Source organism: Paenibacillus sp. VT-400, assembly GCF_001029205.1.
In the GTDB taxonomy this organism is placed as follows: domain Bacteria; phylum Bacillota; class Bacilli; order Paenibacillales; family Paenibacillaceae; genus Paenibacillus; species Paenibacillus amylolyticus.
In genome coordinates, this window is sequence record NZ_LELF01000067.1 from 154420 (window position 1) to 172633 (window position 18214).

The 18214-nt window shown below is 42.3% G+C and carries 23 protein-coding genes; 15 read left to right on the forward strand and 8 right to left on the reverse strand.

Going from position 1 to position 18214, the window contains the following annotated elements; all coding sequences use genetic code 11:
• Positions 1-9 precede the first annotated feature (9 nt).
• Positions 10-1026 (forward strand): hypothetical protein, encoded by a 1017-nt coding sequence (locus tag EL84_RS11355; protein WP_047841778.1) that lies wholly within the window; start codon positions 10-12, stop codon positions 1024-1026.
• Positions 1019-1393 (forward strand): hypothetical protein, encoded by a 375-nt coding sequence (locus EL84_RS11360; protein WP_047841779.1) that lies wholly within the window; start codon positions 1019-1021, stop codon positions 1391-1393. Before EL84_RS11355 ends, EL84_RS11360 begins: the two co-directional genes overlap by 8 nt.
• Before the next feature lie 56 nt (positions 1394-1449).
• On the opposite strand, the gene EL84_RS11365 is transcribed toward EL84_RS11360, so the two are convergent.
• Complete coding sequence (locus EL84_RS11365) at positions 1450-1803, reverse strand: helix-turn-helix domain-containing protein (RefSeq protein WP_047841780.1); 354 nt, start codon at positions 1801-1803, stop codon at positions 1450-1452.
• A 143-nt stretch (positions 1804-1946) separates the two neighbouring features.
• Here EL84_RS11365 and EL84_RS11370 point away from each other — a divergent pair, with 143 nt between their 5' ends.
• From EL84_RS11370 to EL84_RS11405, 8 genes are all read left to right on the forward strand, one after another.
• Positions 1947-2468 (forward strand): hypothetical protein, encoded by a 522-nt coding sequence (locus tag EL84_RS11370; RefSeq protein WP_082218975.1) that lies wholly within the window; start codon positions 1947-1949, stop codon positions 2466-2468.
• Positions 2469-2642: 174 nt separating this feature from the next.
• The gene (locus EL84_RS30815; protein WP_053061455.1) at positions 2643-3758 is read left to right on the forward strand and encodes a WXG100 family type VII secretion target; all 1116 of its coding nucleotides are present in this window, start codon (positions 2643-2645) and stop codon (positions 3756-3758) included.
• 12 nt (positions 3759-3770) lie between these two features.
• Positions 3771-4082: a hypothetical protein gene (locus EL84_RS11380; RefSeq protein ID WP_047841781.1), complete on the forward strand. Its 312-nt coding sequence runs from the start codon at positions 3771-3773 to the stop codon at positions 4080-4082.
• 200 nt (positions 4083-4282) lie between these two features.
• Complete coding sequence (locus EL84_RS11385) at positions 4283-4921, forward strand: hypothetical protein (protein WP_161799418.1); 639 nt, start codon at positions 4283-4285, stop codon at positions 4919-4921.
• A gap of 228 nt (positions 4922-5149) precedes the next feature.
• Positions 5150-5620 carry a hypothetical protein gene (locus tag EL84_RS11390; RefSeq protein WP_161799419.1) on the forward strand — a complete coding sequence of 157 codons (471 nt, stop codon included), beginning with the start codon at positions 5150-5152 and terminating at the stop codon, positions 5618-5620.
• A 49-nt stretch (positions 5621-5669) separates the two neighbouring features.
• Positions 5670-6167: a hypothetical protein gene (locus EL84_RS11395; protein WP_047841784.1), complete on the forward strand. Its 498-nt coding sequence runs from the start codon at positions 5670-5672 to the stop codon at positions 6165-6167.
• Between the two features lie 182 nt (positions 6168-6349).
• Positions 6350-6676 (forward strand): nucleoside triphosphate pyrophosphohydrolase, encoded by a 327-nt coding sequence (locus EL84_RS11400; protein WP_047841785.1) that lies wholly within the window; start codon positions 6350-6352, stop codon positions 6674-6676.
• On the forward strand, positions 6660-6947 hold the full coding sequence (locus tag EL84_RS11405) for a hypothetical protein (RefSeq protein WP_047841786.1): 288 nt from the start codon (positions 6660-6662) through the stop codon (positions 6945-6947). The genes EL84_RS11400 and EL84_RS11405 overlap by 17 nt, the downstream gene beginning before the upstream one ends.
• Here EL84_RS11405 and EL84_RS11410 read toward each other — a convergent pair.
• The 3 genes from EL84_RS11410 to EL84_RS11420 are packed head-to-tail and all read right to left on the reverse strand — an operon-like array spanning position 6905 to position 9892.
• Positions 6905-7675, reverse strand: a complete 771-nt coding sequence (locus tag EL84_RS11410) for a MerR family transcriptional regulator (protein ID WP_047841787.1) — start codon at positions 7673-7675, stop codon at positions 6905-6907. The two genes, EL84_RS11405 and EL84_RS11410, sit on opposite strands and share 43 nt — an antisense overlap.
• Complete coding sequence (locus EL84_RS11415; protein ID WP_047841788.1) at positions 7650-8576, reverse strand: DUF2268 domain-containing protein; 927 nt, start codon at positions 8574-8576, stop codon at positions 7650-7652. Before EL84_RS11415 ends, EL84_RS11410 begins: the two co-directional genes overlap by 26 nt.
• 59 nt (positions 8577-8635) lie before the next feature.
• The gene (locus tag EL84_RS11420) at positions 8636-9892 is read right to left on the reverse strand and encodes an MFS transporter (RefSeq protein ID WP_047841789.1); all 1257 of its coding nucleotides are present in this window, start codon (positions 9890-9892) and stop codon (positions 8636-8638) included.
• A 276-nt stretch (positions 9893-10168) separates the two neighbouring features.
• Between EL84_RS11420 and EL84_RS11425 the strand changes: the two genes are divergently transcribed.
• Positions 10169-11467 (forward strand): galactokinase, encoded by a 1299-nt coding sequence (locus EL84_RS11425; protein ID WP_047841790.1) that lies wholly within the window; start codon positions 10169-10171, stop codon positions 11465-11467.
• 228 nt (positions 11468-11695) lie between these two features.
• Positions 11696-11977 (forward strand): hypothetical protein, encoded by a 282-nt coding sequence (locus tag EL84_RS11430; RefSeq protein ID WP_047841791.1) that lies wholly within the window; start codon positions 11696-11698, stop codon positions 11975-11977.
• Positions 11978-12078: 101 nt separating this feature from the next.
• Here EL84_RS11430 and EL84_RS11435 read toward each other — a convergent pair whose 3' ends face one another.
• A complete protein-coding gene (locus EL84_RS11435; RefSeq protein ID WP_047841792.1) occupies positions 12079-12615 on the reverse strand; it encodes a hypothetical protein in 537 nt (178 codons plus the stop codon).
• 190 nt (positions 12616-12805) lie between these two features.
• On the opposite strand from EL84_RS11435, the gene EL84_RS11440 reads away from it, so the two are divergent.
• From EL84_RS11440 to EL84_RS11450, 3 genes are all read left to right on the forward strand, one after another.
• Positions 12806-13168, forward strand: a complete 363-nt coding sequence (locus EL84_RS11440) for a hypothetical protein (protein ID WP_047841793.1) — start codon at positions 12806-12808, stop codon at positions 13166-13168.
• Positions 13169-13241: 73 nt separating this feature from the next.
• A complete protein-coding gene (locus EL84_RS11445) occupies positions 13242-13595 on the forward strand; it encodes a hypothetical protein (protein ID WP_161799420.1) in 354 nt (117 codons plus the stop codon).
• Positions 13596-13637: 42 nt separating this feature from the next.
• Complete coding sequence (locus EL84_RS11450) at positions 13638-14213, forward strand: hypothetical protein (protein WP_047841795.1); 576 nt, start codon at positions 13638-13640, stop codon at positions 14211-14213.
• A 132-nt stretch (positions 14214-14345) separates the two neighbouring features.
• On the opposite strand, the gene EL84_RS11455 is transcribed toward EL84_RS11450, so the two are convergent.
• The 3 genes from EL84_RS11455 to EL84_RS11465 are packed head-to-tail and all read right to left on the reverse strand — an operon-like array spanning position 14346 to position 18101.
• The gene (locus tag EL84_RS11455; protein WP_036606248.1) at positions 14346-15509 is read right to left on the reverse strand and encodes a Ger(x)C family spore germination protein; all 1164 of its coding nucleotides are present in this window, start codon (positions 15507-15509) and stop codon (positions 14346-14348) included.
• Positions 15506-17008, reverse strand: a complete 1503-nt coding sequence (locus EL84_RS11460) for a spore germination protein (protein WP_235431520.1) — start codon at positions 17006-17008, stop codon at positions 15506-15508. Before EL84_RS11460 ends, EL84_RS11455 begins: the two co-directional genes overlap by 4 nt.
• Entirely contained in the window at positions 16980-18101 is a 1122-nt protein-coding gene (locus tag EL84_RS11465) for a GerAB/ArcD/ProY family transporter (RefSeq protein WP_047841796.1), read from the reverse strand. Before EL84_RS11465 ends, EL84_RS11460 begins: the two co-directional genes overlap by 29 nt.
• Positions 18102-18214: the final 113 nt, after the last annotated feature.

Below are 18214 nucleotides of genomic sequence, written 5' to 3' on the forward strand. Positions count from 1 at the left end.
GGGGATCAAATGGGAACTATACTAGATACATTAGAAGAAATTTATAGTGTGAACAGTACTTATATTGGGAAAATAAAGCCTAGTACTTTTGATAATTTGGAAAATTTCGGAAATTGGATGAGTGCGTTTGTTGTTAGACGAGTTAAAAAAGATATGTTTAATGATGATATGAAAATTATTAACATTATCCAAAAAAGTTCTTCTTACGATGCTAATAGAGATATCGAACAATTAAAAGAGAAAAAGCTAGTTCTGGATTCTCAGAGTTTCTTGATCGTTACAGAATTAGGGATAATTGTACACCACTTATCTTTAAGGGACAAAGGGTATTTCAAAGATATAAATAATTACATTTTAGAAGCATATTCTTTTATTGGTCAAGGTAACTTGAGAGTAGCTCAAAATAAGATAGATAAACTTTTTCCCCATGGGTTGTCGACTAAAGAAATGACTTTTGTAATTTTTTTATTACTCAATGGAGCGTATTCAAAGGAAACTGCATTTGTTGTTATGGAAAATACAAGTGGCTTCGAATATCAAATTAATTCTATAGTTGGTTCCCTTCATTATATAGGAGTTAAGTTTTTTGATGAATCATTTGATTTTACAATGGAAGACAAGGAATTCTCAAATTTCCTGAGACGAAACACTGCAAATGGTACCATAGGGAGAATATTCAATAATTATTTCTTTTCACAATACGAAAAATTAGAAAATAAAAGAACAATCTATTTTGACTTGGTTCCTAGTAGTGAACTTCTATATGATGAAGACCAATTAAATAATTCAATAGATGATATCGTTAGTACCCTCCTTGAATCCACCTCAAGTATCATTGAAAATGAGATGCTATTATACAAATTTAGAGAGATAGTCGTTGAATATTTAATAAAAAATAGATTTGATGCGCATCAGCTTTTGATTTTTTTCAATAATGTAAATTACAGAGATTCGTTATACTCACTGCTGACAGTCATTGATAAGCGAGTTTCCCAATTGAAAAAAGGAGTTCATACAGATGAATAAAATAGAATTAATGTCTTTTTTTGAAGAATCTAAAATAGAATATGAAGTACTTAATGGTATCAGTTCAAGTGTAGTTAAGCTCACAGGAATTATTAATATAGTAGTATACGTTAAAGAATCAAACAATTTGAAAGAGCCTTTTTGGGGAATTACAGAGAATGTACTAAAAAATTTGGAAGAAGAGGTATTACCTTGGTACGTTGTTTTTATAGACACATCCAAAAATCAAACATTCGTGTTAACTGAAAAAATGATAAGAAGTATAACAAGAGAAAAAAAAATATATTCGGGTGATTATAAAATACATGAAATTGATGTGAGTAACTATAAAGTTAACCTCAATACTATTCTTGAATATTTAAAATAATAAAAGAAGAATGATTTTAATTTAGTTGAGAAAACATCAGGTTCTCCTGATGTTTTTTATCTTTGTGCGTTATATTTAATTATCTCCTGCAGTATGTTCTTATACATGGAGATTTCATTCTCTTCCGATTCTCTCAGCATACATAGGACTTCATGTATAATAACTTCTTTATTTATAAACTCTGGGGCCTTATTAACATAAGTAAACAACTGCGATATATTAACTTCCAAGGCCTCAGCAATCTTAGCGAGATTAACCAAAGACACATTCTTCTCTCCACGTTCAACTTGTCCAATGTATGTAAAATGAAATCCACCTTTTTCTCCAAGTGCCTCCTGGGATAGTCCTTTCTCTTTCCTTAAAACCTTGATTCGAGCGCCGACTAAATTTAAAATTTCTCTGTCTTCCACTTTATGCACCCCCTCTATGTAAAAGTGTAGACAAGATTCTGGGGGCTAAACATGACTATTTAAATCGTATAATAACAAATGAATTATATCTTTAAGTATGTATTTGCTGTATAATACTGGTATTACTCTTTGGAGGGATGACAATGGCAAGAAATTGGTCCATAATCGAAGCACATTGTAATCACCAAGTAGAACTTACCCCACGTTTGCAAGACCATGATATCTCCACACAACCTAGGTCCAAACACACTCCTGCTTATCATATGCTACGTACCACAATAATGGCCTATCACCAACATGCTAAATATCATCTCAAACTTGCCGCCATCATGTGTAATCACAATCAGTTCAAAACCTGCCTGATTCTCTGCGATTGGGCTCTAGCCTCCATGATTAAGGCGCTTTATATCCATAAGTATCATTCAGTTCATCCACCCAAGGAACTCACCATGAACGAAATCTTGCCTTTAGTGCATACGGACACTGAACCCGGATTGGATATCGCTTTGTTCATCGGCACGATGCAACATATGTCATCTTTAGAGGAACGCCAAGAGGATCAATATTTAGACCTTGATAACATCGAAAAGCTTCTTCAACGAACGGAAGACATTTTGGAGGAGTTAGCCCCTCGAATGAATGATAATTCATCAAAATTTTTCTGATATAAGGCATGCCATGATGATCTGGAGGTTCCTTTCACAGGAATGGGACTGGAGGATTATAAGTACTGAAAGGTACTCATTTGAAGAAAGGGGAAATCAGGATAATAGGTGGATGTATTTGCAACAAACTTCTGCTAACATTGTAAAATCCTAATTCTAACGGCGGAGAATGATATGAGTACAATTAAAGTAACACCAGAGCAACTGTTGCATGTATCTAAACAGATTGAGCAGGGCAGGCAGCAGTTGGAAGGTATACGTAATGACCTGACTGCTAGGATCGGATTCATCCATTCTCAGTGGGCGGGAGCAACGCAGGAACGATTTTTTTATGATTTTCAGCAGTCACGTTTTATACTGGATCGAGCACTGGAAAGTATGGTGAAGTCCTCTCAGGATCTAATGTCGATTGCCGAGAGATTCGAACAAGCGGATCAGGAACAGGTGAGCTTGGGGGCCATTGCCGGGCAGGTTGCTGCCCATAAAATGATGAACCACAATACAGGTAACATAGAGAACGAAATACGAATGGTATACAATCCTTTGTTTAGAGTTAACATGCCTGCCAGTGAAGCGGAGGATGGGATGCCAGGGCAAAAAGAGTTTGTTAAGTATTGGGAAAATGGTGGCAGTTATGAAGAAATGAGAGCTGGACCGAAGCAACCTGTGTCAAGTGGTGGGGATATATATGATGAACAGATCAGCGCATTTAAGGAAGGTCATCATCCCGTAACTGGAGAATCCATACCAGCATGGCAAGCAGCAGTTTCTATAGGAGGTCTACAGACTGCTAAGCTCGTATTGGCTTTTACTGGAATGTATAATAGGGGTTATAAGGTTCCGAAAGAAGGATTAGGATTCCCAAAAGGTATGATCGGTGGAAGAATTACAGTAAGTAATGAGAGAATTCACCATGCTTCACTTGGAGATTTTAATTCTAAAAATAGATTGATCAATGGTGGTCACGGTCAAGATAATATTAATTACTTACTTAAAAATAAGATCGCATTTAACATTACTAAAGAATATGAAAACGGTGTACGAGTTGGTAATATACCTAATCACAAAAATAAAGCAAAGCGAAGTGGAGAGGGCCAAGCATGGTTCCCTAAGGAATGGACATCGGAAGATATCAAAAAGTCAGGTGAGCATGTAGCAAATCTGCCTGAGAATAGAGTTAAGGGTGACGGTGAATGGATGTTTGGAAACTATAATAACGTTAGAGTAGGAGTGATCAAGAACGATGGACAGATCGGAACGATTACTCCAGATAACTCAAGACAACCGTGAGGAGAGTAAAACTTGGTAGACTACAGTGAAAAAGTTATCTCATTAGTAAAGAAGAGAAAAGATTTACACCCCGACGATCCAGCTATTCAAACGATATGGAATGAGATGGTAGACATTCTAAAAGAGAATGAGCAGAGCGCCATATCATTTCTAAATCAATGCGGAGAAGAAAATTTATATTGGCTGAGTGAGATATTTGAAGATCTATCTTCTGAATTCCAAAGTCCAGCATTTATAGATTGTCTCATTCAACTGCAAAAGAAGTATCCTGATCTGGATATGGAGCAGGATATAGAATATGCGATTCAATCCATTGAAGAATAATGTTAAAAACATAAGCCTATTTCAACTCCTATACGGAGTAGTCATGGGCTATTTTTATCTCCTCAATCCAATCGACTACTTTACAAAATCACCCCATCCCTTCAGTTGAAAGTATCCAAGCCCAAGAAGCTTAGGGCAGACGAAGATGATTTGTATTGGATCATAGATATAGATGGTGACTTTAACATAATTGGAGTGAGATGATGAGAGTTCAGCTTAAAGATACATTAGCATTACAAACCAATTTATCATTTGATCAAAAATATATCGTATTTGAAATAGAGTCTGCTCCTTCAGGAGATACGTATTACAGGATTGAAAATGATGCTATGCGGGTTGTTCCTTATGATTCGTCACTATTTAATGTAGTTTCAGATAAGTTAAATGGTGACTGGACTATCTTAGATAAGCCTAATCAATCATCAGCCAGATTGCCAAGAGAGATTGCATACATGACATTTTGGGAAGAGTTTTACAATGATGAACCCAAGGCTCTACGGGCGTTTAATCAATCTAAGGCTAGATTATATCTTGAAGAGTTAGATGATACCGAAATCAAAGATATTCTGGAGAGTAACAAAGAGGAAGAGATTTACTTTGTCTTAAATACGTTAATCAGGACGAAGTGTGACACGTTTACGAACGACATGATCCAGGTTGCCAAAAAGAGGCTGGAAGAAAATCGTTACTCACAGGACGACATGTTATTGGCTGCATTTCAATATTTGAGTTTGTTTCAAGAAGAACATATCAATGAATTCTTTATATACTACTTGACCAACATCGAGCTTGGAAATGATGAATTAACAGAGATCGTGAGTAATTACTTTGCCTCATAACAGATATGGTGAGTGGATATGGGGCAGACCTTAAAGAATATCATCTTTGTTTTTAAGAAGAAACTTTTTGAGATGGTTACTTTTTCAGATGTAACAGGAATTTTTTTTATTGTTAATCATGATGGAGAATAAAAATGTGCTGGCAGGTAAGCAAGAATAAGATCATTGAAAGTAATCAGGAAAACATAGTTTTCAACAAATGAATAAATGGACTCTCAAGTGGGTGGCATGATGTCAAAAAGTATTTATATGAAGAACAAAGAAGAGGTGCTTGCACCGGAACTTATGGCTTATACCTTGGCCAAATTAGGTTCGTATGAATGGAATAGAACAGAGATGTATAATCCGAATAGGATCTATGAGAATCCTGCAGGTTTTTATTTTAGATTCCACAACTCTGATCAGCTTTACGAGCAATTAAAGCCTTGTATTCAGCACTTTAAGGGCAACCTTGAGTGGATGATCCATGTTAGTCCGTCAACCAATAACCAAAATTACGTTATTGAGCCGGCGGATGTACACTATGCTAAACAAACTGAGGCATATCAGGTGAATTTGGAACTTGAAGAAGTGCTTCAAGATTCATATAAAGAAATCTGTGAGCAAGCCATCCAGGACATTCCATTGTTATATAATCATATTGAGCAATGGTTCGACTTGAAACATAAACAACAATATCAACCTACAATACCGAATTAAAAACATTAGGATAGAATGAAAGAATTATATGATGTAAGAAGGTTTGGCTATGGAAAGTTTAGAAATTATTTTAATTGATTTTAACAAAAACAATCTAGATCGATTCATTAAAAATGATTTGAACATTCAGGTGGATCGGATCAAAAGTTCTCACTTTTATGATAACCGTAGTGAAAACGATATTGAATTTCAGCAAATAGAGAGCCTTGAAGAGATTCTTTCTCCTAAGGGAACGGGGAATATATTATTTTCTCAGCTTAACCTAGGTCATACCTATAACGACGTGATGATTGTATTTTCATTCGATGAGGAATTTGGAGATATCGTTATGAATTTTCCTGAAGAGGAGTTGTTCAGCGGAGAAAATTCAGAGACAACGTTAAATGCTCAGAAGTTAATAGAGTATATTCTTGATATTAAGAAGAAGTATGCAATTGAAAAAGTTAGAATCGGTTATGAACCAGCTATGGATGATGACACTTGCTTGGTCGAGATTGATAAAGAAATGATGGATACGAATGTTATTGTCTCGAAACTGTTGGCTTAAAACCCTTCTGAACCAGAGTTTGATGCAGAAAAATAGACATTAATAATGGCAGAAAGCCCATTTCAATCCAATTGCTTTGTAAAATCAACCCATCCCTCCCAATAGCAAGTGGTATGATGGCAAAAAGGGAGATTCTGGCGCGAGGCTCGAAGGCTCTCACAGCAGAAAGGATGTTATGCCACATGCCTACATATAACAAATTGGTACGGGACAAGATTCCGCATATTATCACATCCAGCGGTAAGGAATGCCGCACACGCATTCTGGACCCGGAGGAGTATAAGCAAGAGTTAAGAACGAAGCTGCAAGAAGAATCGGATGAGTATGTAAAAGCAGCAAGCGATCAGGAAGCGCTGGAAGAATTGGCAGACATGCTCGAAGTGATTCGGGCGCTGGCGGAGGTGCATGGTGCGAATGCGGGGCAGCTGGATAAGCTACGGGCAGACAAAGCCGAGGCGCGCGGTGGATTCCAGGAACGGGTGTATCTGATCGATGTCGACGAAGCTTAACGTTAAACTCATTATAGATAACTTGGCAGACGAACTGATTGCCCGGATGCAGCATGCATCCGGGATCTATATTATGACGTCCTTTATCATGCAGTCCGGGGTGCGGATGCTCGCGGGAGATTATTTGTATATCACTCAGCCGGAAGGACTACGGGCGCTCTGTGAGGTTGATCCACGAATTGAGACACGTTTGTGGCGAAGTATGGGTACTTCTTTTCACCCGAAAGCTTATCTGTTCGATGCCGATTGTATAAAAACCATAATCGCTTGATACAAAAACCTCAAAAAATTCTCATCGCCAAACTGATCGAAATAACCCGCATAGCGACGATCCGTCGTATAGGCTTCCGCAATACATCTCAAAATCTCAGCATCACAACTCATAAATTGCTCCAGACAACTCTTCCATTCACGCAATAGCGCCTGCACCTCACCAGAAGCAGGAGATAGATCCTGATGTTTCGCCAACTCCCGAAATACCTGCTCCATATTGACCGAGAACTGCTGGTAGGCTTGTTCTTGCTCTTCCGCAGACAGCTCGCTCACATTAGCTTCGAATTCCTGATATTTCTCGGTATTTCCGTAGATGAACTTTGCCTCGGATTCATATTGCTCTTGAATGGACAGAATGGGGGAATCGTCAAACAGATGAAGATGAGAGATATCCGTCCCATCTACATACTCGTCCAACTGGTCGATGATGGTTTCAAGCTTTTGTTTGCGTTGAACGAGTGTACTGCGGTGCTCTCTTAGGATATCTTTTTGTTCTTCTTTGGAAAGTTGCATCATGGCTGCAATGTCTTTTAATGAGAAATTCATTTCTTTGAACAACAGAATTATTTGCAGATTCCCCAGTGCCTCTTGATCATAATACCGATAGCCGTTGTCCTCGACTTTGCTCGGTTTCAATAGATCCGTTTTATCATAATAATGTAATGCGCGTTTGGTGATGCCTGTAATCTGAATGATATCTTTAACGGTGAAATAGGGTGTCTTCATTCCAAAAGTCCTTTGTTTCAGCAAGAATGACACTTGCCGGAGTGATGGTTGCTTGGGTAATCGGTGTACCTGTTTTGTTCAGATAATATTGGATTAAGTGATAACCGCAAGAATAGCCAGCCGCATAGGGCATACCTACGGGCGTGAAGTTTTGCATGATGGCAAGTTCATCGCCGTATAGATACGGATTAATTTGGTCAAAACCGGTGACATGCAACTGGTCTTTTATCTTTGGTTTAATTACTTTATTCAAAGTCTCCATATCCGTTTTAGCTACCCAGGGGCCTAACAATTCTTCTCCATACAGGGATGTGGCAAAGCTCTCGGCCAACCCCTCGCTAACAACCATCTCGCCAAGCGTAATCTGTGGATTCCACTGGATATATTGATATCTCACATTATGATTGCATTCATGGGCTAACACGGATTGGATACGAGGTAGAGTATATCTACTCGGGATCAGGTTCGCAATAATATAACCGGGGATTCCACCATCTCCGCTGATACCTTCGTTCATGGTGAGTGAAGGGCTATTCTTATCGCCTAGTAAAATCGTATATAGATATTCGGAGACCGATAGCTCAATTCCGTGCTCTATAAAGGTGGATAGACTTGTACAAACAGCTTCATGACACTGTTGCCAAAATGCTTCAGACGAGATCGCTGCTAACGATTCGTTAATCTCAGGTGTGATATCTGCGGGAGCGATATTCATAAAGTTATTCATCATAATCACATCGAAGCCGTGAGGCTCATGAGAACGAAACGGGATCTGTTGAATGTTCCATTTGTTCATAAAAGGACCCATCATTCGCTCGCGGTATAACTCTAATTTCTCATCGGGTCCAGCCTGGATGATCTCCTCATAGATTTGATCTGAGCGTAAAGCGGTAATTTTCATCCTTAATCTCTCCTTCATGTAAGCTTGAGATCATTATCAAGTATGACCTAACGTAACAGTCAAGCGTTGATGTCACGCTGCTGGCTCTCTGAATGATTCTGCATCTTCATTGCGAATATCAGAGCAGACAGGATATAGATCAGGCTTAACAAGAGATAAGGGAGTTGAAGCGAGAATACGCGATCGAAAGTCGTTTCACTAACCCGCACCAATAATCCGCCGAGAAGCGTACCGATGGCACTAATTCCAAAGGACAAAAAGCGAAACACACTTCCGACCCGGCCGAGCATCTCATTAGGAACGGAACGTTGCAGGATGGAGGAACGGGTAACATTGTAGAAAATAATGAAAAATGCAGCACAGAAGTACAGTCCACCTACCATATAAGCATTCGTGGTTAACCCCACCACACCGTAGATGATTCCCATGCACAAAATGGAGGAGATAATCAATTGTTTTGTACTCCATCTCTTACGCATATAAGCCACAGCCTGGCTCCCTACAATGCTGCCGATTGTTGCAATGGAGATGAGAATACCGAATGCAAAAGCATCCAACTGAAGCACATCGCGTACAAAAAAGATCTGAGTAGCCAGAATGATCGAATACATCAGCGTAATGGTGACAGACAGAATGGCTAGTCCGCGGAGAAAACGATCACGATAGACATATTGAATACCGGACCACATCTCGCGTTTCCAATTCTTCATCGGGCGAACTTCCTTCTTGGTTGTTTCCGTATCCCCCGGGTAGAAGTTTCCCTTTAAACTAATTAAAAAAAGCAGAGCTATAACAGCTGTTACAGCGTCTATGGCAAAAGGAAAAACGATATGCAGGGTTATGATGAACCCTCCCAGAGCAACGCCCAGAATATCACTCGTGATTAACTGTCCTGCGGTAAACTGCCCGTTGGCTTTTTCCAATTTACTTTCATCTACCAGTTGAGGGATGACCGTCTGCACTGTACTGTCGAATACAACTCGGCTCAGGCCAATCCCAAACATGAACAGAGCCAGAATCGGAATGCTCACCCATCCACCCCAGATACATAACGTTAGGACAAGCAGAAGGATCATTCGCGTAAAGCCTGCCCCAATCAGCATATGTTTGCGTGAGTAACGGTCGATGAGGACACCTACTGGCAGACTGAATAGTAGCCAGGGTAAACGAAGTGCCGTCATGGTGACGGAGGCATACAACGTATCGCTCGTTAGTGTTGATATGAGCCAAGGAACCGCAGCAAGTGTAAGTCCATCACCCAAAAATGTAAGCGAAAATGCGCCAAATAACTTGGTATAATTCGACTTGATTTTCATCGTTCCCTCCACCAATAAGATGTTAAGCATAGCAACTTTGAGGTTGGAAAATAATGTGTTTTCACTTAAACCAAATTTAAGTTATTCTAAAATAGTTTTCAATGCTATTTTTACATTAAATAACTTCACAAAACGCTTACAAACTTTCAATTCTACCCTACCTTTTCCGCTACGAAGCTGAGATAATGGGAGAGGAATAAGGCATGAAACAGACACAACAACCATGTTCACCAACAGTCTAAAAATAAAAGCTGCATATCCATAGGAGGATTATTAATGACGACACAACCATTGAATCTGATCCAATCCACGGAGGGCCAAGCGTTGCTTGCCCAAATGTATGGACAATCACAAGTAGAGGAACAGACTGCACGTTACACAAAGCTGAACGCAACGTTTGAAGAGTACTTCGGCCCGCAAGAGGGAAGCAAGTTGTTCAGCGCAGCAGGACGCAGCGAGATTGGCGGCAATCATACGGATCATAACCATGGTAAAGTGCTGGCGGGCAGCATTACGCTGGATACACTTGCGGTGGCTGCGCCAACGGCAGAATCGGTTATTACCTTTTATTCAGAAGGTTATGACAAGAAATATGTAATCGATCTCACGGATCTCACGCCAAATACGGAAGACGATGGCACAATAGCATTGATTCGCGGTATGGCTGCGGGATTCGGAGAGTTTGGACACCAGGTTGGCGGCTTCCAAGCGTACATCTCCAGTAACGTATTCTCGGCATCAGGACTCAGTTCATCGGCGTCATTTGAGATGCTGATCTGTACGATTTTGAATCACTTCTATAATGATGGAGCACTGGATGTTGTGACCTTGGCCAAAATAGGTCAGTATGCGGAGAATCACTATTGGAACAAACCTTCCGGTCTGCTGGATCAGATGGCTTGTGCGTACGGCGGACTGATTGCCATTGATTTTGAGAATCCTGCACAGCCGGTTATCGAGCCTGTTCAATGGGATTTCCAACAGAACGGTTACTCATTGGTCATTGTGAATACAGGTGGTAACCACGCCGATCTGACGGAAGATTACGCTGCTGTGCCATATGAGATGAGAGCGGTTGCTCAGGCGCTGGGTAGTGAGTATGTTCGGGAAATTACAGCTGACGCAATCTACGCCAACCTCAAGAAGGTTCGTGAAGCTGCTGGGGATCGTGCCGTGCTGCGTGCGCTTCATTTCCTGGAGGAAAACAATCGTGTCGATGGTCAGGTTCAGGCGTTGCGTGATGGACGTTTTGCTGATTTCTTGAAACTGATTACGGCGTCCGGTAACTCATCATGGAAGTGGCTGCAGAATGTATATCAGAGTGGTGCTGTGAAGGAACAGGAGATTGGCATCGCGCTGGCACTGACCGAGAATTATCTGCAAAACCTGGGTGATGGCGCTTGTCGTATTCATGGTGGTGGATTCGCAGGGGTTATTCTGACGATCCTTCCGAACGAAAAAGTAGAAGAGTATATGTCCTGGATGCACGACATGCTGGAAACGCCGATTATTGTCGTTAATGTGCGCGCACAGGGTGCAGTATGCCTGAATACATTGATTGCTAACGCGAGCTAAAAATCACTTAAATAAATAGTTCTAGCATAATTCAACGAAGTCCGGGCTATGCCCGGGCTTTTGGGGTTGTCCATTTTTTTAAAAAACTTCAAACCTTGAAGGTCTGTAATGTGTTATTTAAGTAGTGGTTAGTTAGGTTGGTAGTGACTAGAATACAGGCGTATTAATGATGGTTCGATTAGGTGAGAGGCTGTATCTCAATAATGTTCTCATGGGAGGAAGGATCAGATGATTACACCTACAGTGGCTGGGCAGGAAGAGGCTCAATTATACGAGGAGTTGCGGCGTGCGATCGATGAATTCGAAGAGGGCGAGCAGCGGCAAATAGTTCTGAGTCGGATGATCAAACAGCTCAGGTTCGCCAAGTGGCGCAAAGATCGGATGCGCAAGGTTGATGCATACTGCCAAAGGATCAAGCCCGCGACACTTTGGATCATATTAGCCACAGGCGCACTGGCACCAGTTTTGTTATTTAGCATGTTCATCTGGGTATCGTTGTGGGTGGAATGAAGCTGTAGTAGAGGGATAACAATATGAAGTTAATAAAAAGAACCGTTAACCATCGGATTTTCGTATTCCGACTGTAACGATTCTCTGAACTATCTTTAGGGTTAGTGGGACATTTGTGTAGACTTACCGTCTAAAGATTGCACTTGTCCCTGGATATACTGGTGGTAATCGCGGAAGCTGCTGATGTGATGCAAAGAATCAGAATTCTCGGACTGGATCTTAATTTTACCGTCCTGAGGCAGATTTTTCATCTCAGCAATGACGGATTTGGAACCTTGGATATCGCCGGACATGTCCTGGATTCGTTGTAATAATGCCGGATGTCCTTCATGTTGGAGCATTTCGGCGAGCGGTCGCATTTCCTCCAACTTTTGGCTCGACCGTTCAAGTGTGGTCATCACTTTGTCTCCATCTGTACTTGCGCTAAGCGAGACCATTCGGTGAATATGGTCTTTCTCCATACGTTCAAGCGCCTCAAGATGGGAAGCTTCCAGTCGTTTGGGATCGCTCCAACTCTCCGATCGAACGGTGTTATTCTTTTGCTGTGATGCATTATTCGCAGTGCCATTGCCACAGCCCCATAACAGAGATGAGCAGGTTAACACGGCTCCAACGGCGATGATACTTTTTAACCTCATGCTGTCACTCCTTCGATAATTTCCTGAAGGTAGTATGAGCAATAATATCCAAAATCATGCTTCTTCTTTTCATTTCATTCCCAGTATGTAGTTGAATAACCTTTTAAAATCGAGAGTACATATCTTCGCAAATTTTTGTAGCCTGTATTTTCACGTGAAATTGCAACGGTACGTAGCGAGGTGGAAAATAATGAATCTGTATACTAATAACATATGGCGCTGGACCATCAATCTTCTATATCCTGCCATTATCTTTGTCTTCCAGAGCTGGGGACCGATATTGGATTCTTGGACAGGTCCTATTTTGTTCGTCGCGGTGTTCTGCTTTCTGTGGAGCGATGTGAAAGACTTGTTCCTCTCGACAGGATTGACATGGATTATTGCCATCCCGTGTTGGTGGTATTGGATTGAACGTCCGAAACCATCGTTCGGTGCAGAACATTTTGCGGCACATCTATGGTTAATTGTACTTATGTATATTGTCTTTGTGCTCATTCCTCAGACCTTAATCCTGACTACTCGGTTGCGGGTGATGCATTATTATAAGAAGTGAAAGTTAGTAGAGAATAGGCGGCCGTTGGCCGTTTTTTTAAAATAAAATGAACGCATGGGAGAGAGTTCAATTGTTGAGCAAAGATATAACAAGAAGTAAAGAAAGAAGTTTTTTATATATCATGATTTTCACCTTAATATATGGTCTGACATTACTGATCTGGCCGTTGATCGCATTTGCCATGGGAATGTCGCTCGCTGCACCCACTCCTTCTGAGTATCAGGTGGCAAGTCGTTTGGAGGGCAATATACTGATGTCATACCCACTCTGTGTTATTGCGGCCTTGGTTTCGGGATGGGTTTCTTACCATGAGAAAAGATACATCTTTCCTTACTGGATCATGCAGTTGCCATTGTTATGGATCGCTGCATGGATGCTGGTAAATTACTTCGGGGCAGCACTATCTGCCATACCATTTCTACGATAATTAATTGTTTATAGAGATTCAATTTTAAGGAGAGGTTAATCTATGCCCAAGACAAGCAACCGTAAACGCGTAGCGTACGTGTTGTTCTTTGTATTGGTCGCTCTGTTTTTGATCCGCTCTTGTGGTCCTCAGGACATCGATTCAGTGCTCAGCCAAAATGGTATTGATTCCGAACAGGTGAAGCTAATTACAACTATTGAACCGCGAACACAATTGGTTTTATATCAAGATCTCACTACGAATAACCTGACTCCTGCTTTGATCCAGCAAAAGATGTGGTTCCCCGAACTGGCCAGAATAGGCGGTGGTCTGCAAGATAATGCGGTCGAGCCGCTTTCTTCTCATATATCAGGATACGAGGAGTCTAAAGGCAAAATGATCTATATTATATACGGGTATCTCCATGATGCTGACATTACCCAGGTACATATTCGTTACGAACCAAATCTGGCATCTTCGCGGTTGGAAGCGGAAATCGTGAAATCATCTTCCGATCAATCCAGCGGCAGGTTGTGGTATGCGGTAATCCAGCAGCCGATTCACGAGATGATATGGGACATAAAAGGACTGAACGACGAAGGTCACGTCATCTACTCATCTCTCGATAGTGAGGATTAGGAAGCAGGCTGGCTAATGGAATGGAAACTTCGCAGTAACAGATCCGCATGATTCGAATTGCAAACGAACGACATCATAAATTTAACACCCTTTATCCGGCTCCAGACGGACAAGGGGTGTTTTACGCGTTTCCTACACTTTCCGTTTATATTTCCCTGTATACGGAATCGTGAGATGGATTTTCAGATCCTGAATCGAGTCTTCGGTAAGCATCATCTTGCTGCCATTGTTTGATAACTTACGCCAGAGCTTTGGATTTTTGCGATACAGCTTCTCCTGAAGGCCGTAAATATCGACACCACGCTCAAGGCCATGACGATAGGTCTGCATGATCTGCTCACGTAACTTCACTTCACTGATCTGGATCATCTCTTCATAAGAGGTGGGCACCAGGTATTCGTACAGGGCAGTGAGGTAGTGGGCGTCAATGTTGAACGTAACGTCTTCACCCTGAATGACAGGTTTAATTTTGATCTTTGGTAATCCTACACTGAGCGCCCCGTAGATCGTTCCATCCTTCTGCACAAGCAAGGGAGCACGCCGCATGTCCTTGATTAGCCAGTGATAACCGGGAAGCTGACTGCGTGGAAAGTATTCAAAGTCATAGCCAGTCTTTTCAAAAAAGGCCCCTTCCACCAGAAACAAATCATGTTTCTTCTCATTCTCAGCCCACTGAGTATCGTTCAATGCAATACTTGGCAGATACGTCGTGGTAGCGGGATCATTATGTGTTGCAATGAGCTTAAAGCTAAGCACAGGCGGGTACAACGATTCTTCCATGTACGTGGGAAGTGGATTGTGAAGAATGCTGTCCAGTGGCGACATATTATAGATGGACGTTGCACTTAGAATTTTCTCCAGAGGCTCTCGTGTTCCATACACCCAGGTTGTATAACGGGATTCTGGAAATCGTCCCAGCATGTCGAACACTTCTTTGATATGTTTGCTAGTCAGCACACCTTCGGCCATAACGATGGCTGTCACATGCCCCCAAGCCATGTGTAATTGAGCCGTGCGGAACAGCTCGTTCAGCGCCAGACTCATGGTTTTCCCTTCGGCATGTCCGACCCATACAGGCGGTGTATCTGCACTTTTGGTCGAACTTTCACTTTTGGCGACACTGGCAAAATCCAGCGTTTGTACATACAGGTGGTACATGCCGTCCTTATAATCAATCCCAAAGGCTTTGGCGTAGTCCACCTGTTGAATCTCAAAGGCACTCCAGCATCCACTTGTCATCACGCACATGGATAGGCTTAACAGACCCAGCAAACATCGCTGTAACAAGTGTTTCATCGTCCGTTTCCTTTCTTACGCGGTTCTTGAGTCTCAAGATAGACGGGTCTTCGTTTACCTAACCCCTTTGGCAGTTTGAATAATGAAGCTATCGCTTGTTTGAAATGAAGCGGTGTTAACGGCGTGAGATACGGAATGCCAAATGATTTGAGATCGGTCAGGTAGATGAGGAACAGAATCAACGACAGGATGAACCCATAGATGCCGAGGGATGCCCCCAGGACAAAACAAAGGAACCGCAGGATCAGCACAGAACTGGTCATGACCTGATTCACAATGGTTGCACCAGCTACGACGGTAACTGCAATGATGACAATCATGAGGGGAGAGACCATGCCGGCTCGAATGGCGGAATCCCCGATGATCAAACCGCCAACGACCGTTAATGTCTGGCCGATGGCACTTGGTAAACGTACCCCCGCCTCTCGGAACAGCTCCATTAGCAGCATAATGAGAAACATCTCCACTCCCGATTCCATTGGAAGTCCCATGCGTCCAACCGAGATCGTCGCGACTAGAGGAAAGGGGATCTGATCCATATGAAAGGATGTCAGCGCAATATAAAAGCCAGGCAGGAACACGGTGATCATCAGGCCAAGAAAGCGCAGCATCCGTCCTACGTTCACAGGCAAGAAGGGAAAGCTGGCATCCTCCGGTGATTTGAGCAAAAGAAACAGATTGACTGGCCCAATAATGGCGCTGGGATTACCGTCTACAATGAGGATAAAACGTCCATTCAGGAGACATTCTGCAGCAAAGTCAGGCCTGCCCGTATAATGGGTGACGGGAAACAAAGTGATTTTCGAAGGCGACAGCAATTCTTCCAGTTCATTGGCGGTCAAGATGCGTTCCGTCTCAATCTTACGCAACCGATCCTGGACGTCTTCGATCAGCTCCGGATTGGCGATATTTTTGATATACATCAATGCCACCTTGGTTGCAGAACGTGTACCGATCAGTTCGATATTGCAGGCCAGTTGGTTCGTACGCAGACGGGTGCGTATCAAGGCAACATTGACGGCAAGTGGTTCAATGAACCCATCTCTTGCCCCGCGGATCGAAACTTCGGTGGTCGATTCCTCCGGTGTTCGAGTAGGGATGTTAGATATATCAATACTCCACATGGTTTGCAGGGAAGGAATACAGATCAACATATGGCCTTCAAAAACACGGAGAGACATCAGTTCAGTTCCAAATGCAGGATCTTGCAGATCCATTAGGGTCCAATCCAGGCTGATGCACTTTTCAATGTCGGATGTACGGATAAAGTGTGTATTTTCATATGTTCGTTTGAGTTCCGGGAGAATAATATCGTAGATCGCTTCACTATCTACCATACCGCTGCAATAGGTCATAAGGAGTTGCATCGGAGGTTCTCCGATCATATGACTATTGATGATGACATCATCAGATCCGGCAAAAAAGGTGTTCAGGTTATGCTCGTTCATTCGGAACGGTTCAACGTCAGGATTATTCTTGGGTTGGGTTGAGATCGGCACGTTTGGGAGCCTCCTTGTCCTTTTTGTGGATTAATGCGGCAATGGTCAATATTACGGTAACGATGGATACATAAGCGAGCATGACCGGGAACTGAATATGGTCCACATAATAATCCACGTAATCAATGCGCCACCATTGCATCGCCATGAAGCTCATGATGACGGTAATGGTAAGGATGGCGATATATCGTTTCTTCGGTCTGCGGAAATTCAGCAGATCTACGATGAGATACATGGATATGGCCACCCTTGCAAAGGAACCACTAAGCCACTGATAGATGGACAAAAAATCAACGTGCTGCAGCAGCTTGCCGATATTCACAAGTTTCCATTGCTCATAGGGACTGTTTCGTTGTTTGGCTGCTTCTTCGGGACCAAACTCCACGATGGCTCCGATCGTGGGACCGATCGCCATACTGAGCATAAACACGCCAAGGATCAGAACATGCCACCAACGAATTTTGCCTTTGACTTCATGTTGGAACAACATAAGAATCCAAATTTCCATAAGCCCGGCAAGAGAGTAGATCATGCCCCGCCACACGGGACCCATGCCGTTCTCCATAATCGGGAACAATAGACTGTAGTCTTTGTATTTCATATTGGCGGACATTACAAAATAACCAAGCAAAATGACAAAGGGCAGCAGCAGACTGGAAGTCATCGCAATGGAGCGTATGCCTTTAGCCGCTGCCCACGCAGCAACCAGTGCTCCGCCACCTGCCAGAACATAAGGAGGTGTGAATTGAAGATACGTGGATACGGTCCAGTTGGTTGTCTCATACAGCGTATGCGTGCCAAGCGTGAATAGCAGAATGGAAGCGGAGATCCGGAAGATCCAGGAAGGTACCGCCCCGAATTCTCGGGTAATCCAATCTGTTAATCGTTGTCCACGTACACGGCGAATAATGATGTACATCATACATAGAAACAACATGAAAAAAGGGCCAGCCGCCACGACAGACAACCATCCGTCTCTGCCGCCAGCTTCGAGAATTGCTGGGATGGACAAGACATGGCAGACCAGTCCGGCACTTAATAAAATGATGGAAAAGGATAACCAGATGGTAATTTGACCTTTTTCACGACTCATGCGAATCCTCCTTTCCAATGAAGGAAGTTTCCGTTAGGTTGTACAGCATACAGGAAGTTGATTCCTTTTTCAGATTTTTTCACAGAAAGAGGCAAACGAGATGGACGAGCCAG

What these genes read in the sequence shown, in the direction of transcription:
- EL84_RS11385 (WP_161799418.1), top strand. Translation starts at nt 4,283, where the DNA reads ATGATGAGAGTTCAGCTTAAAGATACATTAGCATTACAAACCAATTTA.
- EL84_RS11440 (WP_047841793.1), top strand. Translation starts at nt 12,806, where the DNA reads ATGAATCTGTATACTAATAACATATGGCGCTGGACCATCAATCTTCTA.
- EL84_RS11420 (WP_047841789.1), bottom strand. Translation starts at nt 9,892, where the DNA reads ATGAAAATCAAGTCGAATTATACCAAGTTATTTGGCGCATTTTCGCTT.
- EL84_RS11405 (WP_047841786.1), top strand. Translation starts at nt 6,660, where the DNA reads ATGTCGACGAAGCTTAACGTTAAACTCATTATAGATAACTTGGCAGAC.
- EL84_RS11360 (WP_047841779.1), top strand. Translation starts at nt 1,019, where the DNA reads ATGAATAAAATAGAATTAATGTCTTTTTTTGAAGAATCTAAAATAGAA.
- EL84_RS11390 (WP_161799419.1), top strand. Translation starts at nt 5,150, where the DNA reads ATGATGTCAAAAAGTATTTATATGAAGAACAAAGAAGAGGTGCTTGCA.
- EL84_RS11435 (WP_047841792.1), bottom strand. Translation starts at nt 12,615, where the DNA reads ATGAGGTTAAAAAGTATCATCGCCGTTGGAGCCGTGTTAACCTGCTCA.
- EL84_RS11455 (WP_036606248.1), bottom strand. Translation starts at nt 15,509, where the DNA reads ATGAAACACTTGTTACAGCGATGTTTGCTGGGTCTGTTAAGCCTATCC.
- EL84_RS11410 (WP_047841787.1), bottom strand. Translation starts at nt 7,675, where the DNA reads ATGAAGACACCCTATTTCACCGTTAAAGATATCATTCAGATTACAGGC.
- EL84_RS11430 (WP_047841791.1), top strand. Translation starts at nt 11,696, where the DNA reads ATGATTACACCTACAGTGGCTGGGCAGGAAGAGGCTCAATTATACGAG.
- EL84_RS11370 (WP_082218975.1), top strand. Translation starts at nt 1,947, where the DNA reads ATGGCAAGAAATTGGTCCATAATCGAAGCACATTGTAATCACCAAGTA.
- EL84_RS11425 (WP_047841790.1), top strand. Translation starts at nt 10,169, where the DNA reads ATGACGACACAACCATTGAATCTGATCCAATCCACGGAGGGCCAAGCG.
- EL84_RS11355 (WP_047841778.1), top strand. Translation starts at nt 10, where the DNA reads ATGGGAACTATACTAGATACATTAGAAGAAATTTATAGTGTGAACAGT.
- EL84_RS11450 (WP_047841795.1), top strand. Translation starts at nt 13,638, where the DNA reads ATGCCCAAGACAAGCAACCGTAAACGCGTAGCGTACGTGTTGTTCTTT.
- EL84_RS11400 (WP_047841785.1), top strand. Translation starts at nt 6,350, where the DNA reads ATGCCTACATATAACAAATTGGTACGGGACAAGATTCCGCATATTATC.
- EL84_RS11415 (WP_047841788.1), bottom strand. Translation starts at nt 8,576, where the DNA reads ATGAAAATTACCGCTTTACGCTCAGATCAAATCTATGAGGAGATCATC.
- EL84_RS30815 (WP_053061455.1), top strand. Translation starts at nt 2,643, where the DNA reads ATGAGTACAATTAAAGTAACACCAGAGCAACTGTTGCATGTATCTAAA.
- EL84_RS11465 (WP_047841796.1), bottom strand. Translation starts at nt 18,101, where the DNA reads ATGAGTCGTGAAAAAGGTCAAATTACCATCTGGTTATCCTTTTCCATC.
- EL84_RS11395 (WP_047841784.1), top strand. Translation starts at nt 5,670, where the DNA reads ATGGAAAGTTTAGAAATTATTTTAATTGATTTTAACAAAAACAATCTA.